General features: G+C 70.2%; 14 protein-coding genes and 1 tRNA gene. 8 read left to right on the top strand and 7 right to left on the bottom strand.

Annotated features, from left to right (window positions below; all coding sequences use genetic code 11):
• Positions 1-322 precede the first annotated feature (322 nt).
• The 4 genes from Mterra_RS08825 (at position 323) to Mterra_RS08815 (ending at position 9,213) form a co-directional block, all read left to right on the top strand.
• Positions 323-2,869 carry a C1 family peptidase gene (locus Mterra_RS08825; RefSeq protein WP_170159608.1) on the top strand — a complete coding sequence of 849 codons (2,547 nt, stop codon included), beginning with the start codon at positions 323-325 and terminating at the stop codon, positions 2,867-2,869.
• Positions 2,870-2,931: 62 nt separating this feature from the next.
• The gene (locus Mterra_RS21865; protein ID WP_170159607.1) at positions 2,932-3,090 is read left to right on the top strand and encodes a hypothetical protein; all 159 of its coding nucleotides are present in this window, start codon (positions 2,932-2,934) and stop codon (positions 3,088-3,090) included.
• Between the two features lie 13 nt (positions 3,091-3,103).
• Entirely contained in the window at positions 3,104-6,805 is a 3,702-nt protein-coding gene (locus Mterra_RS23415; protein WP_119314866.1) for a PKD domain-containing protein, read from the top strand.
• 80 nt (positions 6,806-6,885) lie between these two features.
• Complete coding sequence (locus Mterra_RS08815; RefSeq protein WP_119314865.1) at positions 6,886-9,213, top strand: DNA polymerase domain-containing protein; 2,328 nt, start codon at positions 6,886-6,888, stop codon at positions 9,211-9,213.
• On the opposite strand, the gene Mterra_RS08810 is transcribed toward Mterra_RS08815, so the two are convergent.
• Positions 9,164-10,099, bottom strand: coding sequence for an SDR family NAD(P)-dependent oxidoreductase (locus tag Mterra_RS08810; protein ID WP_119314864.1), 936 nt, complete (start codon positions 10,097-10,099; stop codon positions 9,164-9,166). The genes Mterra_RS08815 and Mterra_RS08810 overlap by 50 nt on opposite strands.
• A gap of 136 nt (positions 10,100-10,235) precedes the next feature.
• Between Mterra_RS08810 and Mterra_RS08805 the strand changes: the two genes are divergently transcribed.
• Positions 10,236-10,607: a hypothetical protein gene (locus tag Mterra_RS08805; RefSeq protein WP_119314863.1), complete on the top strand. Its 372-nt coding sequence runs from the start codon at positions 10,236-10,238 to the stop codon at positions 10,605-10,607.
• Between the two features lie 211 nt (positions 10,608-10,818).
• Here the strand turns inward: Mterra_RS08805 and Mterra_RS08800 are convergent, their stop codons facing one another.
• The 4 genes from Mterra_RS08800 to Mterra_RS08785 all read right to left on the bottom strand — a co-directional run bounded on the left by Mterra_RS08800 (position 10,819) and on the right by Mterra_RS08785 (position 14,216).
• Positions 10,819-12,117 carry an ABC transporter substrate-binding protein gene (locus tag Mterra_RS08800; RefSeq protein WP_119314862.1) on the bottom strand — a complete coding sequence of 433 codons (1,299 nt, stop codon included), beginning with the start codon at positions 12,115-12,117 and terminating at the stop codon, positions 10,819-10,821.
• A 69-nt stretch (positions 12,118-12,186) separates the two neighbouring features.
• Complete coding sequence (locus Mterra_RS08795) at positions 12,187-13,044, bottom strand: carbohydrate ABC transporter permease (protein WP_119314861.1); 858 nt, start codon at positions 13,042-13,044, stop codon at positions 12,187-12,189.
• 7 nt (positions 13,045-13,051) lie between these two features.
• Positions 13,052-13,960, bottom strand: a complete 909-nt coding sequence (locus tag Mterra_RS08790; protein ID WP_245971576.1) for a carbohydrate ABC transporter permease — start codon at positions 13,958-13,960, stop codon at positions 13,052-13,054.
• Between the two features lie 179 nt (positions 13,961-14,139).
• Positions 14,140-14,216, bottom strand: a tRNA-Arg gene (locus Mterra_RS08785).
• 98 nt (positions 14,217-14,314) lie between these two features.
• Here Mterra_RS08785 and Mterra_RS08780 point away from each other — a divergent pair.
• The 3 genes from Mterra_RS08780 to Mterra_RS08770 all read left to right on the top strand — a co-directional run bounded on the left by Mterra_RS08780 (position 14,315) and on the right by Mterra_RS08770 (position 17,843).
• Positions 14,315-15,532, top strand: coding sequence for an MFS transporter (locus tag Mterra_RS08780; protein ID WP_119314860.1), 1,218 nt, complete (start codon positions 14,315-14,317; stop codon positions 15,530-15,532).
• 227 nt (positions 15,533-15,759) lie between these two features.
• Entirely contained in the window at positions 15,760-16,359 is a 600-nt protein-coding gene (locus Mterra_RS08775; RefSeq protein ID WP_119314859.1) for a TRAP transporter small permease subunit, read from the top strand.
• Positions 16,359-17,843 carry a TRAP transporter large permease gene (locus Mterra_RS08770; RefSeq protein WP_119314858.1) on the top strand — a complete coding sequence of 495 codons (1,485 nt, stop codon included), beginning with the start codon at positions 16,359-16,361 and terminating at the stop codon, positions 17,841-17,843. Before Mterra_RS08775 ends, Mterra_RS08770 begins: the two co-directional genes overlap by 1 nt.
• 142 nt (positions 17,844-17,985) lie before the next feature.
• Here Mterra_RS08770 and Mterra_RS08765 read toward each other — a convergent pair whose 3' ends face one another.
• Entirely contained in the window at positions 17,986-19,065 is a 1,080-nt protein-coding gene (locus Mterra_RS08765; protein WP_119314857.1) for a TRAP transporter substrate-binding protein, read from the bottom strand.
• Positions 19,066-19,304: 239 nt separating this feature from the next.
• A complete protein-coding gene (locus Mterra_RS08760; protein WP_119314856.1) occupies positions 19,305-19,763 on the bottom strand; it encodes an RNA-guided endonuclease InsQ/TnpB family protein in 459 nt (152 codons plus the stop codon).
• Between the last annotated feature and the right edge of the window lie 112 nt (positions 19,764-19,875).

Below are 19,875 nucleotides of genomic sequence, written 5' to 3'. Positions count from 1 at the left end.
GGGCGGGAAAGGGTTGGGGGATGCGACTCCTCCGCGGACACCCACTCCTCGGCCCTGTTTGGACGCGAGCGGGCCGACGGTTGCCGCTCCCTGGAAGAGTCCTCGTAAATCGGCATGACAGGCTGATTCTACAAACTCAACCCAGGAATTTTCCTTAATGTGCAGGTTAGGAAGTCCGGTTAACAGGGGTGCTCGAGGCCCCACGGCACACCCGGACCCGGGCTGCTGGTGCCCTGGCGCTGCTGCAACGCTGCTGCAACGCCTCGCCTCCTACCCTGTGGCCACGGTGAAATCCGGTTCACCGGGCGAGGAGGGGATATTCATGACCCGAATGGGGTTCAAGGTATTTCTGGTCGGGTTGATCGGTATTCTGGCGGCGTGCTCCGGCGGAGGGGGCGACAAGGTCTTCACCCCCGACAACGCCTTCGGCGGCCCCCCGCCGCCTACCGCGCAGCTCGTGGGTGCGGAGGAGTTCCGGCGGCTCACCCAGGACCCCGACTTCCGCTGGGAGTCGCAGTCTGCACGCCAGGCCCGTAAGAAGCAGGCCGAAGACCAGTTCCGGGCCGACCAGGTCAGCATCCAGAGCCTGGTGCAGCAGCGGCCCAGCCTGGCCCGCTTCCTGCAGGAGCCTGACCTCAGCGACCCCGGCGTCAAGAAGCTGCCCGGCGACAACTACCTCCTCACCTTCACCGACCGCTCCGGGCAGGCGCTGAGCGTGATCACCATGGGGCAGCACGCCCAGTTGCGCGAGCTGCTCGCCGCGCACGAGCGCTTCATGCGGGTGGACAACCAGTTGGGCGTGTACACCGAGGCCTACGCTGCCCTCCCCGACGACCTCAAGGCCGGGCTGCCCACCCCCCAGTCGCTGCAGGGCAAGGGCTTCGCCGAGGTCCGGGCGGCGCTGGCGGCGCTGGAACAGAAGCTCGAGGGGGAGGTGGAGGCGCTCGAGCGGCAGGCCGTGCCGGGCTTCGTCCTGCGGCAGGGTCCGGGCCGGGCGGCCGCCGACCCCTACCAGCCCCCCGGCTTCCCCGCCAGCCCCGGCGCCGAGGAGCGCGCCGGGGAGGGGGGAGACCGCACCGGCAACGCCTGCGGCCGCACCGCCGGCGGCCTGTACACCAACCTGCACTGGCCCTTGAAGTACTTCATCACCAGCACCAAGAGCCAGGGCCGGCGCGGCTCGTGCACCGGCTTCGCGCTGGCCTCGGCCGCCGAGACCCGCGTGGCCGTGCGCGAGGGCAGGTGGGTCAACCTCTCCGAACAGTTCCTCTACCACAAGATCAAGACCGCCTGGGACGCCGACGACTACGACGAGGGCGCCCCCACCGCCGACGTGGCCGAGGAGTTCGGCACCAGCGGTTACCGCCTGCCCTTCGAGGACCTGTGGAACTACAACCCCTCCCCCGGCCGCGCCGTGGGCAGCAGCGCCGACGAGGAGGAGGACTTCGCGGGCTCGTGCACCGGCTACGACGAGCGCTGCTCCGACACCACCCACCAGGGCCAGTTCCTGTGCACCCAGGTCGAGGGGGCCGTCTACTGCGGCAGCAAGCCCCCCAGCAACGGCGAGGGCTACAAGATCAGCAGCTCCTACGTGCTGTGGGAGAACGGCGACGACCTGCCGCTCAACACCATCCGCTCCCTGCTGGCCAACGGGCGCCCGGTGGTGGTGGCGCTGGAGGTCACGCGCGGGATGCGGGGCAACCGGCTCGACGCCGACGGCTTCCTGGTGGACTACGACGACGAGGTGCTGGGCGGGCACGCCATCCACCTGGTGGGTTACCTCTCCAACAGCAAGATCCAGGCCAAGCTGCCGGGCGCGCCCATGGGGGGAGGCGGGGGCTACTTCATCCTCAAGAACTCCTGGGGGCAGTGCTACGGCGACGGCGGGCTGGTGTACATCCCGGTTGACTGGGCCGAGGACTACTTCAAGAACATCACGGTCTTCTCCCTCGCCGACCCCGCGCCCGTCTTCACCAACAAGCCGCCCGCCGTCCAGATCACCGCGCCCGCCGACGGGGCCAGCTTCCCCTACGCGCAGAGCGTGACCTACACCGCCGCCGCCTCCGACCCCGACGGGGAGACCCCGGTGGTCACCTGGACCTCCAGCGCCGACGGCGAGCTGGGCAGCGGGGCCAGCCTCACCGTCCACTTCAGCTCCCCCGGCCCCCGCACCGTCACCGCCACCGCGCGCGACGCGCAGGGCTTCACCGCCTCGGCCTCGATCAAGGTCACCGGGGTCAACCAGGCCCCCACCGCGCAGATCCTCGAGCCCCCCGCCGGTTCGGTCTACGTGGGTTCCAGCATCACCTTCAAGGGTAAGGGACTGGACGGCGACGGGGCCTTCCCGGTGGAATTGCCCTGCACCAGCCTCTCCTGGAAGAGCAGCAACGCGGGCGACACCCTGGGCACCGGCTGCCAGTTCACCGCCACCTTCACCACCACCGGCTCCCGCACCGTCACCCTCACCGCCACCGACGCCTACGGGGCCAAGGGCACCGCCACCGTCGCGCTCAACGTGCAGCCCCTGCCTCCCAGCGGCCCCCCGGTGGTGGAGATTACCGAGCCCGACGAGGACGAGCAGTTCGATGCCAACGCAAACATCGCGCTGCTTTATCGCGTGGTCGCCGACCCCGGCGGCGGGCCCGGCAGCCAGTACACCGCGGTCTGGAAGATCAAGTACCTCAACAACGAGCAGACCATCACCCCCAAGACCTGCACGGTGTCGAACTTCGCCTACCCCTGCTTCAAACCCAGCGACTACGGTTTCAACAACAACGGCGTCAAGATCACCGACCTCACCCTCACGGTGGCCGACCCCGAGGGGCTCAGCGGGAGCGACAAGGTGCAGATCCTGATCGGCTTCGTGCCCTGAACGGCGGCGGGGCGAGCCCAGGGAGATGAGCGATGAAGGAGCCTGTTCCTCAGGAAGTCTGTTTGCGGCTGCGCATCCGGCCCGAGACGGCCGAGCAGCCCTGGCACGCCACGCTCGAGGACCGCGAGGGTTCGGGGCGCGTGGAATTCGACTCCCCCCTCGAGCTCGCCCGGCACCTCGCGCAGGTGGGGCGCCTCGAGCCCAGGGGCAAGCTGCGTTGACACGGAGGCACGCATGAAGCGTTACGCGTACTGGGCAGGGCTGCTGGCGCTGCTGTGGGGCTTGCTGGGCTGTGGGGGCGGCGGGAAGGCCCCCAACAAGCCCCCCACCGCCGCCTTCGACGCATCGGCCGCCGGCGTGGAGGCGGGCAAGGCGCTGAGCTTCGACGCCGCGGCCTCCGCCGACCCCGACGGCGACGCGCTGGTGTACAGCTGGGACTTCGGCGACGGGGGGCGCGGCGGGACCGCCCGGATCGCCCACCGCTTCGCCAGAGCCGGCAGCTACACCGTCCGGCTCACCGTGGCCGACGGCAAGGGCGGCCAGGCCAGCGCCGAGAAGACCGTGACCGTGAGCCCCGGCCCCGCCCCCAGCAAGGAGGTGACCACCCTGGTGCGCGTGAGCGACACCGGGGGAAACGTGCTGGCGGGCGTGACGGTGCAGGTGGTGGGGGGCAGCGCCAGCGCGACCACCGCCGGCGACGGCAAGGCCAGCCTGACCACGGGGGCGGGGGCGCCGGTGGTGCTCCGCTTCGCCAAGGAGGGCTACGCCGAGCAGTTCAAGCGCCTCGAGCTGCCCCCCAGCGCCGAGGCGGGCTACCTCGAGGCCACCCTCATGCCCCGCGCGCCCGCCCAGACCCTCCCCGACGCGGCCAAGGGCGGCAGCCTGAGCGGGGAGGGGGGTTCGAAGATCACCCTGCCGCCCGGCGCCCTGGTGGACGCCGCCGGCCAGCCGGTGAGCGGGCCGGTGCAGGTGGCGCTGAGCCCGGTGGACGTGGGCGCCCACGTCGAGGCCTTCCCCGGCAGGTTCGAAGGGCTGGGCCCCGACGGGCAGGAGGGGATCATCCTCAGCTACGGCACGGTGGAATTCGCCCTCTCCCAGGGCGGCCAGGGGCTCGACCTGGCCCCCGGCCAGAAGGCCACCGTCGAGATCCCCGTCTACACCGCGCTCGACAAGGACGGCTCGCCGGTGCAGGTGGGCGAGAAGTACCCGCTGTGGTCGCTCGACGAGCACAGCGGGACGTGGGTGCAGGAGGGCGAGGGCACGGTGGTCGCCAGCAGCGCCTCGCCCAGCGGGCTGGCGCTGCGCGGGGAGGTGACCCACTTCTCCTGGTGGAACCACGACGTCTTCGACGGGCCGCCCTACAAGCCCAAGCCCAAGTGCCTCGTGGACACCGACCACGACGGCAAGCTCGAGGACCTCACCGGCACCGGCTTCTGCTGGCACTACGGCACCGGCCCCGACCAGCCCCCCAAGCCGCGCGTGGGCAGGCAGAGCGCCCAGCGCATCCCCGCCTACGCCGCCGAGGACACCACCCCGGCGGAGGGGGGCAAGGTGCTGCCGATCCCTGCCGACATGGACATCACCTTCCGCTCCTACGCCAAGAACGGCACCCTCGCCGGCCTCACCGTGCTGCGCGGCCCGGCCGGCAAGGAGGAGGAGGTCACCGTCGTGCTCTACCCGGTGGGCAACGGGGGCTCCTGCGACGCCCCGCCCGCGCTCGGCGTGCCGCACGACAAGGTCTACAGCTTCGCCCGGGTGGGGGAGACCCAGTGCTTCGACCTCGGCGCGGCGGCCGGGCAGAGCTTCGAGGTGCGCGTCAGCCGCGGCACCGGCTCCACGCTGAGCGGGACGGTGAGGGTGGTCAAGCCGGGCGGCCCCCCCGACCAGGCCAGCTTCGGCGCCCAGGTGGGCTCGGTGGTGGTCGCCAACGCCACGGCGGGCCAGCACCGCATCGAGGTCCAGGCCGGGGCCAACGCGCCCGGCGGCTACCGCCTCGAGCTGCGCCCGCTCGGCGGCACCACCTGCGCCAACCCCGCCGCCCTCAGCCTGCCCCACGACCAGACCTACAACTACGACGCCTCCTCCACCGTGCAGTGCTTCAAGGTGGCGCTCGGCGAGGGCGAGGTGCTCGAGGCCAAGCTGCCCAGCTTCACCCCCGGCGGCGTGCAGGGCGTGTTCCGGGCCTTTGCCCCCGACGGGCAGAAGATCTTCGAGGACGCCTTCGGCCAGGGCTTTGGCGCGGGCCTGCTGCTCTTCGGCGCGGCCCAGGGCGGGGAGCACCGGCTCGAGGTGGTCCTCTCCAACGCCTCCAGCGGCACCTTCCGGCTCACCGCCGGCAAGAGCACCCCCGAGGTGATCGGCCTGCCCGACCTCCGCACCCTCAGCGGCCTGACCACCGGGAGCCCCAAGCGCTACCTGCTCGACGCCCCTCCGGAGAGCCCGGTGAGCCTCGCCCTCACCGCGCAGAACGGCCAGCACGGGGTGGCGGCCTACCCTTCGGGGGCCTTCATCTACGCCGGTTGCTCCTCCTGCTCGCAGCCCTCCACCGAGGCCTTCGTGCAGAAAACCCCGCCCTCGGCCCGGATGGTGCTCGAGGTCTTCCGCAACAACGGCTCGGGCACCTCGCAGTTCACCCTCGCCACCGCCAACCCCGCCCCCATCGCCTTCGACACCGACGTCAACGCCACCCTACAGGCCGGCAAGCTCGACGTCTACGCCTTCGAGGGCAGCGAGGGGCAGGAGGTGAGCCTGGGCATCGCCTACTCGCAGAGCACCTCCAACTTCTTCCCGGGCTTCAGGCTCGTCGGCCCCAACGGCGCCGCGGTCAGCAGCGCCCAGTCGGGCATCGTGGCCCTGCCCAAGAGCGGGACCTACGGGGTGGTGGTGAGCAGCAGCTTCTCCGGTTCAGGGAATTACACCCTGCGCCTCAACCTCGCCAAGCCCCCCGCACCCCTGGCCCTGCAAAGCCCGCTGACCGAGGTGAGCACCCCGCTGGCCCTGGGCGAGCGCAGGCGCTACAGCCTCAGCCCGGACCTGGCCCAGGCCGAGGTGTTCGCCCTCAAGCTCGCCACCGCCCAGACCTCCTACGCCACCGCCCTGGTGAGCGGGCCGGCCAACGGCGTGCACAACGCCTTCGTTACGATCGACTCCGGCGGCGGGGCCCAGACCAAGGTGAGCAACGGCATCTACGTGCGCACCGCCGGGGCGTACACCCTCGAGCTCTACTCCACCGAGCGTTACCTCGAGCGCCTGGGCGGGGCGCTCACGGTGGGCGTGGTCAAGCCCCTGCCGCAGGCGGCCGCCTTCGACGCCGCGCTCACGGGCAGCCTGGCCTTGGGGCAGATGGCGGCCTACCGCTTCGACGTGCCCGCCGAGGGGCGTTACCTGCTGCGCGCCGTGTTCGGCTCGGCTGCTTGCTGCGTGTACGCCACCGTGTGGGGGCCGAGCACGCCCTTCAGCAACTACACCGGGGAGTTCACCGCCAGCAACGGCGGCTCCGGCCAGGAGGCCAAGGGCCTGTTGCGGGCCGGGCCCAACACCCTCACCCTGCTCAACACCAACAACGCCGGCACGGTGGGCTTCACCGCGCGCCTGGTCACGCTCGAGCCCCCCACCGACGTCGCCGCCGGCGGCCCCGCGGTGGGCGGCAGCATCGACGCCGCGGGCGAGCGCGACTACTACCGCTTCACCGCCAGCGCCGGCCAGAACTTCACCGTGAGCGTCAGCGGCGGCTTCGGCGGCACGGTGCGGGTCTACAAACTGCCCCCCAACGGCGACTACACCGCCGGCGCCGGCATCCCGCCCTTCGACCCGCCCAAGCCCTTCGGCAGCCACAGCTTCACCATCCCCACCGGCGGCGACGGCACCTATCTCGTCGAGGTGGACGGCACCGACGACGCCACCGGAAGCTACAGCGTCAGCCTCAGCAGCCCCTGAGCGAACCGCGGGCTCGAGCGGGGGAGGGCAGCCTCCCCCGCTCAGCTTTCGGCCACAGCGGAAGTGATAGCCTGTTTTACGTGGACACCGGCGCCGACCCCTGGCTCTTCGGCTGGGACCCCACGCCCGCCATCGTCAGCGTCTGGGCCGACCGCGAGGGGCGGGCGCTGGTCTGGCGCCGCGCCGGGGAGGGCGTGGTCTGCGAGCGGGCCCGCTTCCGCCCCTGGCTCTACGCGGCCCACCTCGACGACCTCGCCCACCTAGGCCGCAGGCTGCGCCCGGGCGACCCCCAGGCCCCCTTCAGCTACCGCGAGCTGGAGGGCCCCGAGGGGTCGCTGCGCTACCTGGTGAGCGCGCGCGACGGGCGGGCGCTCGAGCGGGCCCTGCTGGAGGGGGCCAGCCGCCGCCTGGGCCGGGAGGTGAGCGACCTCGAGGCCCTCGACGACTACTACCGGGTGGGCCCGGTCGAGCAGTACCTCATGCAGACGGGCCGCACCTACTTCCGCGACCTGCCCTTCGCCCGGCTGCACCGGTTGCAGTTCGACCTCGAGACCACCGCCCTCGACCCCCGCCAGGGCCGCGTCTTCATGGCCGCGGTGCGCGACTCGCAGGGCTTCGAGCAGGTCCTCGAGGCCCCCCGCCCCGAGGACGAGCCCCGCCTGCTCGAGGCGCTGTGCGCCCTGGTCCGCGAGCGCGACCCCGACGTGATCGAGAACCACAACCTCATGGGCTTCGACCTGCCCTTTTTGGAGGGGCGCGCCCGGGCGCTGGGGCTGCGGCTCGAGCTCGGCCGCGCGCCGGGCCCGGCCGGGCTGGCGCGGCTGGGGGAGGGCCGCAACGCGCGCTACAGCGTGGCGGGCCGCGAGATGCTCGACACCCTCGACGCCACCTGGCGCGTGGACTTCGTGGTGCGGGCCCTGCCCAGCCACGGGCTCAAGGACGTGGCCCGCTTCTTCGGCGTGGCCGAGGAGGGGCGGGTGTACCTCGAGGGCCACGCCGTCTACGCGACCTATCGCGCCGACCCCGAGCAGGTGCGGCGCTACGCCCTGCAGGACGTGCGCGAGGTGGACGCCATCGCCCGGCGGCTGCACGCCTCGGCCTTCGCGCTCGCCCGCATGGCCCCGCGCCGCTACGAGCGGGTGGCCTGCGCGGGCACCGCCACCGGCATCCTCGAGCCGATGCTGGTGCGGGCCTACCTCCAGGCCGAAGCCGCGCTGCCCTGCTCGCGGGAGGGGCCCCCGGGCGAGCCCCACGCGGGCGGCGGGCTGGCCCTCTTCGCCACCGGCGTGGCCGAGCGGGTGGTCAAGGCCGACGTCGCCAGCCTCTACCCCTCGCTCATCCGCACCTACGGCATCGGCCCGGCCTGCGACTACCTGGGGGCCTTCGTGCACCTCGTGGACCGGCTCACCGGGCTGCGCCTGGAGCACAAGCGGCAGGCCCAGCGCCTGCCCAAGGGCTCGCTCGAGCAGGGCGAGCACGAGGCCATGCAGGCGGCCATGAAGCTCCTGATCAACTCGGCGTATGGCTACCTGGGCGCCGGGCGGCTGGCCTGGTTCGCCGACCGCGCCGCCGCCGACGCCATCACCCGCCGGGGCCGCGAGGTGCTTCGGCAGGTGTGCGAGGGGCTGCGCGCGCGGGGGGCCACCTTAATCGAGGCCGACACCGACGGGGTGTACTTCAGCGTGCCCGAGGGCTGGGACGAGGCCCGGGAGCGGGCCTTAGTGGCCGAGGTGGCCGCCACGCTGCCCGCGGGCCTGCGGCTGGAGCTCGACGGCCGCTACCGGGCCATGTTCAGCCACGAGGTCAAGAACTACGCGCTGCTGGGCTACGACGGCCGCCTCACGGTGCGCGGGGGGGCCCTGCGCTCCAGCCGCTCCGAGCCCTTCGCCGAGGAGTGGCTGCGGCGGGCGCTGCGCTCGCTGCTCGAGGGCGACGTGGCGGGCCTGCGCGAGGGCTTCTTAGAGGCCGTCCGGCGCCTGCAGCGGCGCGGGTACGGCCTGGAGGAGGTCGCCGCGCGGGCCAAGCTGAGCAAGACCCCCGAGCAGTACGCCCAGGCCGGGCGCAGCGAGGCCGTGTACGAGGCGCTGCTGGCCTCGGGCCGGTCGCGGTGGGCGGTGGGGGAGCGCGTGCGCATCTACCGCGCGGCGGGCGGGGTCTGGCGGCTGCTGCCCGAAGACCCCGAAGCCGCCCCGCGCGACTACGACGTGGGCCACTACGTGCGCCTGCTGCGCGAGTCCTACGCCGAGCGCCTGCGCAAGGCCTTCGGCGACGAGGACTTCGAGCGCCTGTTCCGCCTCGAGGAGCAGCCCGGCCTCTTCGACGCGCCGCTGGAGGGCATCGAGCCGCTGCGGGTGGGCGCTACTGCCGGCGCCGGGCCAGCCAGGGGCGGCGGGGAGCTTGGTCGGTGAGGCGGCCCCGGACCACGAAGGGGGGGATGGGGCGTTCGTCGGCGCCGCTGCCGGGGGCCTTGCGGGTGCCCATCCCCTCGGGCCGGTCGGAGCGGAACTCGGGCATCAGGCGGTCCATCAGGGCGGGGAAGAGGCTTTGCAGCACCAGCAGGCCCTTGGCGGGTCGGTAGGGCAGCACCACCGGGCGGTAGCGCTCGAGGCAGTCGGCCACCGCGCGCCCGACCTGGGTGGCCTCGAGCACCGGCCCCGCCAGGTAGGCCCCCAGGCGCTTCTCGCTGAGGTTGGGGGCCTTGTCGAAGAAGGGGGTGCGCACGGCGGTGGGCATCACCAGGCTCACCCTCACGCCCAGGCCCTCGGCCAGCATCTCCTCGCGCAGGGCCTGGGTGTAGGCCCCCACGAAGGCCTTGGTGGCGCTGTAGAAGCCCATGTAGGGGAAGGCCACCCGCCCGGCCACCGAGCCGATGTTGACCAGGTGGCCGTGCCCCTGCAGGCGGAACTGCGGCAGCACGCTCTGGGTGCCGTGGACCACGCTGTGGACGTTGAGCCGCAGCAGCCAGTCCATGAGCGCGGGGGTGCTGGCCTCGAGCGAGCCGAAGAAGGCCCCGCCCGCGTTGTTGACCCAGGCGTCGATGCGGCCGTAGCGCTGCACCGCCGCCATCACCAGCTCCTGCACCTCGGCCCGCTCGGTGACGTCGGTGGGGACGCAGAAGGCCTCGCCGCCCAGCGCCTCGACCTCCTCCTGCACCTGCAGCAGGGGCTCGAGGGTGCGCGCGGCGAGCACCAGCCTGGCGCCCCGGTCGGCGCAGTGCAGCGCGATGGCCCGGCCGTTGCCGCTGGAGGCCCCCGTCACCACCACCACCTTGCCCTTCAGGCCCTTGCGTGCCATCCCCCTCACCTTGACGCCGGCGGCTGAGTCCGGGCTGCAGGGGGGCTGAGGGGCGGCCTCCTCAAGCGGCCCTCAGCCGGCCCTCCGGGGGGGTTCAAGCTGGGGCCCTAGCCTCAGGCGGGAACGGAGGGAGCGTATGCCGGGTCGCAAATGGCTTTTCACCCTTGCCCTGACGCTGGCGTGCGGGGTTGTCGCCTTCGGCTTCTGGAGCCCGCGCCAGTCGCCGGCCTTTATCCGGCCGGGCGGGCTCATGCAGGAGAGCATCCAGGGCGAGCGGGCCCAGGTGGCGCTGATGGCGCTGCAGGCCGAGCTCGCGCGCGAGTGGGGCAGCGAGGCGGTGCAGATCGCCCCGGCGCGCCTGGAGGGGCACGGGCAGGACGTGTTCTCGGGCACCGCCATGGTGCGCATGGACGAGGGCGACTGGTACACCATCCGCTTCGAGGTGGTCCTCGAGCCCGGCCAGGACCGGGCGCTCGAGGTGCGCTCCTGGCCGCTCGAGCAGCTCTAACCTGACCGGACCGGCGCTTGGTTGGGAAATTCTCGCGAGGGCGAGCCCACGGTTCGCCCTTTCCCTTTTGCCTGCCCTGCCGGCGGGGAGGGCTTGAGCGCCCCAGCCCCCGGCGACCGCCCCCTCGCCGGCGTCGGGGCCACGAGCACGGGCCGCCGGGCGGGTGTCCCGGCGGCCTCATTCCTGAACGCGTCGGCGGCTTCTCGTCCCCCTACCGCACGGTGGCGTTGTAGCGCGCGAGGGCCTCGTTGGACTTGGCCGCCGCGGCGTTGAGGGCTTCCTCGACGGTGGCCTTGCCCGCGATGGCGAGCTCCATGGCCTCCTCGATGTGCTGGCGGATCTGCGGCATCACCCCGGCCACCGCGCCCTGGCTGGACTTGTTGGGCGGGCTGGAGAGGATGATGTCGATGGGGGTCTTGGCGTTGGGGTTGGCCTTCCAGTAGGCCTTGGTCTGGGGGAGCTCGAGGGTGGCCCGGGTCACGGGGTAGTAGCCCGTGGCCTTGTGCCACTCGAACTGCACCTCCGGCGAGATCGCGTACTTGACGAAGTTCCACGCGCAGGTGGTCTCGTTGTCGGGGTGCCCGCGGAAGACGTAGAGCGCCGCCCCGCCGATCGCCGTGCCGCCCTTGGTCCCGGCCGGGCGGGGCAGGGAGGTGGTGCGGAACTGGAAGCGCCCCCCGACCTCGCGGGTCACCGCGCCGAGGGCGGCCGTGGACTCGATGAACATGGCGGCCTTGCCCGAGGTGAAGGCCTGGCGCTGCGCGGCCCCGTCCCGCCCGACGTTGACGTTGATGCCCTCGCGGGTCATGTCCACGATCCACTTCACCGCCCGCACCCCGGCGGGGCCGTTGTACTCCACCGCCGTGGCCCGCTTGGTGCGCCCGTTCTCGTTGTTGACCACGTAGCCGCCCTGGTTGTAGATGAGCTGCTCGATGAACCAGCCGTAGACGCGGATGCTCGCGCCGTACTGCACCACGTTGCCGCTGGCGTCCTTCTTGGTGAGCTTGCGGGCGTACTCCACGAACTCCTCGAAGGTCCGGGGCGCGCGGGTGAGCCCGGCGGCCTTGAAGGCATCGACGTTGTAGTACAGCTCGGCCGTCGAGGCGTTGAAGGGCGCGCCGTAGTACTTGCCGTCGAGGTTGTAGTAGCGCGCCAGCGGGAAGAGGATGCCCGAGAGGTCGTACTTGTCGCGCTTGGCGAGCTCGGAGATGGGGATGACCTGCCCCGACTCGGCGATCCCCTGAAGGCCGAGGTCGTAGATCTGCTGGACGTGGGGCGGGTTCTTGGCGCGCAACGCGGCCTGCAGCTTGGTCAGCCCGTCGTCGTAGGAGCCCACGTAGGTCGAGGTGACCTGGCACTCCTTCTGCGCGGCGTTGAAGCCCTTGACGATCGCCTCGGTGGCCTCGCCGTTGACCCCGCCCATCGAATGCCAGAAGTTAATCTTGACCTGCGCGAGCCCCACGCTCATCGCCAGGATGCCCAGGCCGACCACCACAGGTTTGCCCTTCATACAGCCTCCTATCTTCGGACCCATCCATCCTAACAAGGATCGGCCCCCTTCGTCAGCGCCCCGTCAGCCTCAGCCCTTGACCCCGCCCAGCGAGATCCCCCGCACGAAGGCCCGCTCGAGCAGCACGAAGGCGATGAGGGTGGGCGCGAGCACCAGGATCGCCCCCGCCGCCACGAAGCCGTAGTTCGAGCCCTCCTGGTCAACGAGGAAGAAGCGCAGCCCGATCTGGGCGGTGCGCCAGGTGGGCTCGTTGGTGACGATCAGCGGCCAGAGGTACATGTTCCAGGTGTTGAGGAACGTCAGCAGCGCCAGCGAGGCGATGGCCGGGCGGGCTAAGGGCAGGGCCACGTAGCGCAACTGCTGCAGGGGCGTCGCGCCGTCCATCTTGGCCGCGTCGAAGTACTCCTCGGCGATCTGCATGAAGCTCTGCCGCAGCAGGAAGATGCCGAAGGCCCCGGCCAGGAAGGGAAGAACCAGGCCCCAGTAGCTGTCGAGCAGCTTGAAGTTGGAGATGGTGAGGTAGTTGGGGATGAGCGTGAGCTCCCAGGGCACCATGTAGGTGGCGAGCACCGCGACGAACAGCGCGCGCTTGGCCGGGAAGTTGAGCCGGGCGAAGCTGAAGGCCGCCAGCGCCGAGGTCACGAGCTGCCCCAACGTGACCCCCACCGACACCAGCAGCGTGTTCCACAAGTAGCGCAGCAGGGGCGCCTTCTCCAGCGCGCCCTGGTAGTTCTCCAGCGAGAAGGTCCGGGGCCACAGCCGGGGCGGGTACTCGAAGACGTCCCCCGCCGGCTTGAGCGAGGCGGACAGCAGCACCAGGATGGGGAAGACCACCACCAGCGACAGCAGGGTCAGGCCCAGGTAGGACCAGAACAACTCCCCCCACCCGATGCGCTTGCGGTTGAGCGACGAGGTTCTCGGGTTCATGGCGACCTCACTGGTAGTGCACGCGGCGCTCGAGGCGGCTCTGCAGGATGGTGAAGCCCAGGATGACGACGAACAGGATCACCGCCTGGGCGGTGGCGTAGCCGAAGCGGAAGTTGATGAAGCCCTCGGTGTAGATGCGGTAGACCGCCACCTGCGTCGCGCTGGCCGGGCCGCCTTGGGTGAGCAGGTGGATGGGTCCGAAGGTGGTCATGGCGTGGATCACCCCCACGATGGAGGCGAAGTAGAGCGTGGGGGTCAGCAGCGGCAGGGTGATGCTGCGGAAGATGCGCACGGGCGAGGCCCCGTCCAGGCGGGCCGCCTCGATGAGCTCTTCCGGGACGCTCTGCAGCCCGGCCAGCAGCAGGATGGCGTTGAGCCCGAGGTTCTGCCAGGCCACCGCCATCGCCAGCGCGGCCAGCGCGATGCTGGGGTCTTGCAGCCAGGAGACCGGGGGCAGGCCCAGCGAGCCGAGGGCGTAGTTGATGTAGCCCACGCTGGGGTGGTACAGCCAGCGCCAGGCGATGGCCGCCGTCGCGGTGGGCACGGCCACCGGCAAAAACAGCAGCACCCGGTACACCCGGATCCCCGGCAGGCTGCGGTGCAGCAGCACCGCCGACAGCAGCCCCCCGGCGATGGAGACGGGCACGGTGAGCAGGGTGAAGTACAACGTCGTCAGCAGGCTGCTGTGGAATTCGCGGTCCTTGAGCAGGTCCTCGTAATTCCCCACCCCGACCCAGACGGACTCCCCGGAGAAGGGTGCCTCGGTGTGCAGCGACAGCCACAGGGCGCTGAAGGCGGGGTAGACGGTGAACAGGCCGATCAGGAGCAGCGCCGGAGCCAGGAACCCAACCCCCGCCCAACTCCTCCGGCGGGTCCTCCGAGCTCCGCTATACGGGATAGCGGTACGTTGAGCCATGTCGCGAGCAATATACCGCACTTCCCCCGCGCCGCCGTGAGGCGAAGTGCGCTGGCAGCCGGTCCGGCCGGCCGTGGTGGGCGCCCTCGAGGCCGGCCTCCAGGAGCCGGGGTGCCCGGCGGATCGCCCCGCAAAGGAAAGCCGCCGGGCTGTTGACCCGGCGGCTTCGGCGGAGCGCTTGGCGGGCGCGGCAGGATTCGAACCCACGACCTACTGATCCGTAGTCAGTCGCTCTATCCAACTGAGCTACGCGCCCAAACGCGTCCAATAGGGTAGCACAGGGGGTGGGGAGTGTCAACTTAGGCCGGGGGGGCCCGCCCGGCCGCCGCTCGAGGCCCGTATACTGGACCTCAAATGACCCCCAACACCACGCCCTGGTTCGCGACCCTCTCCTCCTACTGGTTCGCCGCCAGCTTCAAGTGGTTCCTGATTCCCCTCGTATTGCTCCCGGCGCTCGTAGACCGCCTGGTCCCCGAGGGGGAGCGGGCGGCGCGGTTGGGGTTGATCTACGGCATCACCGTCGTGCTGGCCCTGGTGGGGCCGCCCCTCTTCGGCTACCTCTCCGACCGCGTGGGCCGCCGCATGCCCTTCTTGGGCATCGGCGCGGTGCTGACGGCGGTGGCGTTGGTCTGGATGGCCTACGCGCCCAGCTACACCCACCTGCTGCTGGCCTACGTGCTGCTCCAGCTCTCCGACGACCTCTCCACCGGCCCCTACTCGGCCCTCATCCCCGACCTCGTCGCCCGCTCGAGGCGCGGCGTGGCCTCGGGCTGGATGGGCGCGCTCCAGGTGTCGGCGCAGTTGGTGGCGGGGGTGGTGGGCTTCTTGGTGTTCAACCTGCAGTGGCAGCTCTTCGCCATCGCCCTGGTGAGCCTCGCGGCCGCCGCGCTGGTGATCCGCAACGTCGGCGAGGTGCCGGGGCTCAAGCCCAACCCCCACGGGCTGGCGTCGAGCCTGCTTTCGCCGTGGGGCAACCCCGACTTCCGGTGGGTGTGGGGCACGCGCTTCCTGGTGATGCTGGCGGTGTTCGCGGTGCAGAGCTACCTGCAGTTCTACCTCGAGGACGTCGTGCGCAGCTTCGAGGCCTTCGGCCGGGTCTTCGCCGGCGAGCCCTTCCAGGCGGTGGCCTTCCTGGGGCTGCTGATCGCGCTGGGGGCGGCTGCCTCGGCGATCCCGGCGGGGAGGGCCTCCGACCGGCAGGGGCGCAAGCGGGTGATCTACCTCGCGGGGGCGGGGATGGCCGCGGCGATGCTGCTGATCCTGCTGCTGCCCCGCTACGACCTGCTGCTGGTGCTCTCGGTGGCCTTCGGGGTGTTCTACGGGGCCTACGTGGCGGTGGACTGGGCGCTGGTCTCCGACGTGCTGCGCGACCCGCGCTCCCACGCCACCGACATGGGCTTGTGGCAGATCTCCATCGTGCTGCCGCAGGTGGCGGCCGGGGCGCTGGGGGGGACGCTCGAGCGGCTCAACGCCCAGGCGCCCAACAGCGGCTACACCTTCTTGTTCCTGCTGGCCGCGCTGTGCTTCGTGCTGGGGACCTGGCTGGTGAGCCGCATCCGGGCCGCGCGCTGAGTTTGAACTCGGTACATCCAAAGCGGCCCTACAGGCCCCTGAACGTCGTTTACGCGCGAAGGCCGGGCATAAATATGCCCTGATCTGGTGTAGATATTCCATCCGGCCACGGTGGACAGGCGGGACCGGGTGCCTATGATGGGTCCGGCCGAACAGCCTGAGCCGTTGACGTAGCCGTGCACGCCAAATACGATGGCGAGGGCAACGAAACATATAGGGAGGCACCTGTGAAGGCACTTCTTGGCTTGTCGCGCTTCATCGATGGCTTGAACGCCGGGGTGAACCGCGTGGTGATCTGGATGGTGCTGCTCTCCGTGCTGGTGGCCGCGGGGAACGCCATTGTCCGTTACGCGCTCAACAGCAGCTCGAACACCTGGCTCGAGCTGCAGTGGTTCATGTTCGCCGCCATCTTCCTGCTGGGGGCGAGCTACACCCTGCAGAAGAACGGCCACGTGCGCGTGGACGTGCTCTACAGCAAGTACCCGCCCCGGGTGCAGGTGTGGGTGGACATGCTGGGCGCGCTGCTGTTCCTCATCCCCACCTGCGTCGTCATCCTGATGACCACCTGGCCCTGGGCGATGAACTCTTTCAACATCCGGGAGATGTCCCCCGACGCGGGCGGGCTGCCCTACTGGCCCATCAAGCTGGTGCTGCCGCTGGGCATCTTCCTGCTGATGCTTCAGGCCGTCTCCGAGGTGATCAAGCGCATGGCCATGCTCAGCGGGCACCTCCCCATGACCGAGTACGTCAGCGAGGTCGAGGAGGAGATCGCCGAGATCAAGGAGGCGGTCGTCGAGAACGTGGAGCCTAAGAAGGAGGGCAACTGATGTCCTTTGAGGTCATGGCCCCGCTGATGTTCATGGGGCTCGTCGTGTTCTTGTTGCTGGGGTACCCGGTGGCCTTCTCGCTGGGCGCGGCGGGGCTGCTGTTCGGCTGGATCGGGGTCCGGCTCGACTTCATCGAGCCGGTGTTCCTGCAGAACATCCCGCTGCGCATCTTCGACACCATGAAGAACCAGACCCTGCTGGCGATCCCCTTCTTCACCTTCATGGGGCTGATCCTCGAGCGCAGCGGCATGGCCGAGGACCTGCTCGACACCATGGGGCAGCTCTTCGGGCGGCTGCGGGGGGGGCTGGCCTACGCGGTGATCATCGTGGGGGCCATGCTGGCCGCGACGACCGGCGTGGTGGCGGCCTCGGTGATCGCGATGGGCCTGATCTCGCTGCCGGTGATGCTGCGCTACGGCTACTCGCCCCGCGTCGCCGCGGGCACCATCGCGGCCTCGGGCACGCTGGCGCAGATCATCCCGCCGAGCCTGGTGCTCATCATCATGGCCGACCAGCTCGGCGTGAGCGTGGGCGACATGTACCGCGGGGCCTTCGTCCCCGGGTTCATCCTCACTGGGCTGTACATCCTCTACATCATCGGGGTGAGCATCTTCCGCCCGGGCTGGGCCCCGGCCCTGCCCCCGGACATCCTCGAGCGCCGCGGCCGCAACCAGCCGTGGGCCCCCCAGCTGATCCAGCACGGGCTGTTCACCGTGCTGGTGGTGGTGCTCGACGTGCTGTTCACGGGCAAGGCCGACCCGACGACCATCGGCCTGATCGTGCTCGCCAACGCGCTCATCCTCTGGATCCGGCGCTCGATCGGCGAGGTGCTGGCCCGGCGGGCCATGGTGGCGCTGGTGCCCCCGATGGTGCTGATCTTTTTGGTGCTGGGCACCATCTTCCTGGGCATCGCCACCCCCACCGAGGGCGGGGCGATGGGCGCGGTGGGGGCGCTGCTGCTGGCGCTGGTCAAGCGCCGGCTCAGCGGCAGGGTGCTGCTGTCGGCCATGGAGGCCACGGCCCGCCTGACCTCCTTCGTGGCCTTCATCCTGGTGGGCTCGCGCATCTTCAGCCTGGTGTTCGTGGGCGTGGACGGCGACTTGTGGGTGCAGGGGCTATTGAAGGCGCTGCCGGGCGGGGAGCTGGGCTTCTTGCTGGTGGTCAACCTGCTGATCTTCCTCATCGCCTTCTTCCTCGACTACTTCGAGATCGCCTTCATCCTCATCCCCCTCATCGGCCCCGCCGCCGCCGACTTGGGCATCAACCTCTACTGGTTCGGGGTGATGCTGGGCATCAACCTCCAGACCTCCTTCATGCACCCGCCCTTCGGCTTCGCCCTCTTCTACCTGCGCAGCGTGGCCCCGGCGAGCCTGAAGACGGTGGACATCTACTGGGGCGCGGTGCCCTACGTGCTGATCCAGGTCATCATGGTGCTCATCGTCATCTTCAACCCCTGGCTGGTGACGAACTGGCTGAGCAAGTAGGGTTCCGGCGGGAGCGGCCTCGAGCCACCCCCTTCCAGCTCCCCCGCCCGCGGGCGGGGGGAGCTTAAATCGCCGGCCGTAGCCTTCGGTGACCCACGTCGAAATACCCCGCCGGAGGGCGGGGTATCCACGCGGACCGCTCTCAGACGCTCGGGAAGGCGAACTGCTCGTAGCCGAGCTCGTGCACCGCCATCACGCGGTAGCTCTCGTCGCGGAACTTCTTCCAGGGGGTGTAGATCTTCTTGAACGAGGCGTTCTTGGCGGACTCCTCCTCGTAGATCTCGAAGGCAGCCTTCTGGGCGGCCTTGAGGATCTCGTTGGAGAACTTGCGCAGCTTGACCCCGCCTTTGAGCAGGCGCTGCAGGGCGGGCGGGTTCTGCGCGTCGTACTTGGCCATCATGTGGACGTTGGCCTCGGCCGCCGCGGCCTCGAAGGCGAGCTGGTAGTCCTTGGGCAGCTTCTTCCACTCGTTGAGGTTGACGATGAACGACAGCCCGGGGCCGGGCTCCCACCAGCCGGGGTAGTAGTAGAACTTGGCCACCTTGTAGAAGCCGAGCTTCTCGTCGTCGTAGGGGCCCACCCACTCCGCCGAGTCCACGGTGCCGCGCTCGAGCGCCGGGTAGATCTCGCCGCCGGCGATCGCCTGGGGCACCACGCCCAGCCGGCTCCACACCTGGCCGCCGATGCCGGGGATGCGCATCTTGATGCCCTTGAGGTCGGCGAGGGTGTTGACCTCCTTGCGCCACCAGCCGCCCATCTGCGCGCCGGTGTTGCCGCCGGGGAAGTTGATCACGCTGAAGTCGGCCAGGAATTCGCGCATGGCCTCCACGCCGCCGCCGTAGTAGAGCCAGGCGTTCTGCTGGCGGGCGTTGAGGCCGAAGGGCAGCGAGGTGTCGAAGGCCATGGTCAGGCTCTTGCCCACGTAGTAGTACATCGCGGTGTGGCCCACCTCGACCGTGCCTTGCTGCACCCCGTCGAGCACCTGCAGGCCCGGCACGATCTCGCCCGCGGGGAAGGTGCGGATCTGGAACTTGCCGCCGGTGAGGTCCCTCACACGTTCGGCCAGGATGTCGGCCGCCCCGAAGATGGTGTCGAGGCTCTTGGGGAAGCTGCTGGCCAGGCGCCAGCGGATGGTGGGTGCCGTCTGCGCGTAGACCGGCCCGAACACGGTGCTGGCCGCCACCGCCACGCCCGCTTTCTTGAGCATTTCACGACGGTTCATGAACCCTCCTTGGTCGTAGCATCAAAGCCAACACGGTACAGGAGCACCCGGGCACAACATTTAAGGACTGGAGAACCCCCGGACCCGGCTGGCGTTGACTGATGCGCTGTGATTATATGCAACGGGGATGGTGCTTTCAACCGGATCAGACCAGATGAGGCCTGTTTGACATCCTCCCACGGCTAAATCCGTGGGATTCCCCGCGTCACCGCGAGGACTTCCTGCTTCACCGGCCCGGCTCATGCCGACACCTCCACAGGCTCACCGGGCGTGTCCCGCCCTGTATTGGGTTTGCGATAGGCAAAACGCCTGATGTTGTTGGCCGCCAGCACGACCGGGACGTGCTGGCGGCCGCATTCCGGGCAGTCCCACTCCCGGTCAGAGGGGGTCAGGGCGTGGTTGTAGTAGCCGCAGTAGCACAGCCGCGAGGAGGGCTCGAAGCGCCCGATGGTACGGACGTGCTTGCCGTTCCACTCGGCCTTGTACGCCAGCATCGCGCCGAACATGGCCCAGCCGCTCTGCCCGACGTGCCTGGCCAGCCTGTCGTTGGCCATCATGCCCTTGACGTTCAGGTCTTCCAGGCAGAGGGTGTCGAAGCGGCGCACCAGATCGGTAGAGAGCTTGTGCAGGCAGTCGGCCCGGCTATTGGCCGCTTTCTCGTAAACCACCCCACGGCTAAAGCCCTTGTCATTACCCACATCTCAACCCTGTATGGTTCGAGACGATGGAACTGCATCCCGAGGATCCGGTTCAATGGGCCAGCCTGCATTTCGCGGAGGCCGAGCTGGGCGACGCACGGCGGGTAAAACG

Origin of the sequence: Calidithermus terrae (assembly GCF_003574345.1) — a bacterium.
Classification (GTDB): domain Bacteria; phylum Deinococcota; class Deinococci; order Deinococcales; family Thermaceae; genus Calidithermus; species Calidithermus chliarophilus.
Note: the sequence above shows the minus strand (reverse complement) of the source record. Positions and strands in the feature narration are given on the sequence as shown.

Coding starts and splice junctions, on each gene's coding strand:
- Mterra_RS08780 (WP_119314860.1), top strand. CDS start 14,315: ATGACCCCCAACACCACGCCCTGGTTCGCGACCCTCTCCTCCTACTGG.
- Mterra_RS08825 (WP_170159608.1), top strand. CDS start 323: ATGACCCGAATGGGGTTCAAGGTATTTCTGGTCGGGTTGATCGGTATT.
- Mterra_RS08805 (WP_119314863.1), top strand. CDS start 10,236: ATGCCGGGTCGCAAATGGCTTTTCACCCTTGCCCTGACGCTGGCGTGC.
- Mterra_RS08795 (WP_119314861.1), bottom strand. CDS start 13,044: ATGAACCCGAGAACCTCGTCGCTCAACCGCAAGCGCATCGGGTGGGGG.
- Mterra_RS08770 (WP_119314858.1), top strand. CDS start 16,359: ATGTCCTTTGAGGTCATGGCCCCGCTGATGTTCATGGGGCTCGTCGTG.
- Mterra_RS08765 (WP_119314857.1), bottom strand. CDS start 19,065: ATGAACCGTCGTGAAATGCTCAAGAAAGCGGGCGTGGCGGTGGCGGCC.
- Mterra_RS08790 (WP_245971576.1), bottom strand. CDS start 13,960: ATGGCTCAACGTACCGCTATCCCGTATAGCGGAGCTCGGAGGACCCGC.
- Mterra_RS23415 (WP_119314866.1), top strand. CDS start 3,104: ATGAAGCGTTACGCGTACTGGGCAGGGCTGCTGGCGCTGCTGTGGGGC.
- Mterra_RS08800 (WP_119314862.1), bottom strand. CDS start 12,117: ATGAAGGGCAAACCTGTGGTGGTCGGCCTGGGCATCCTGGCGATGAGC.
- Mterra_RS08810 (WP_119314864.1), bottom strand. CDS start 10,099: ATGGCACGCAAGGGCCTGAAGGGCAAGGTGGTGGTGGTGACGGGGGCC.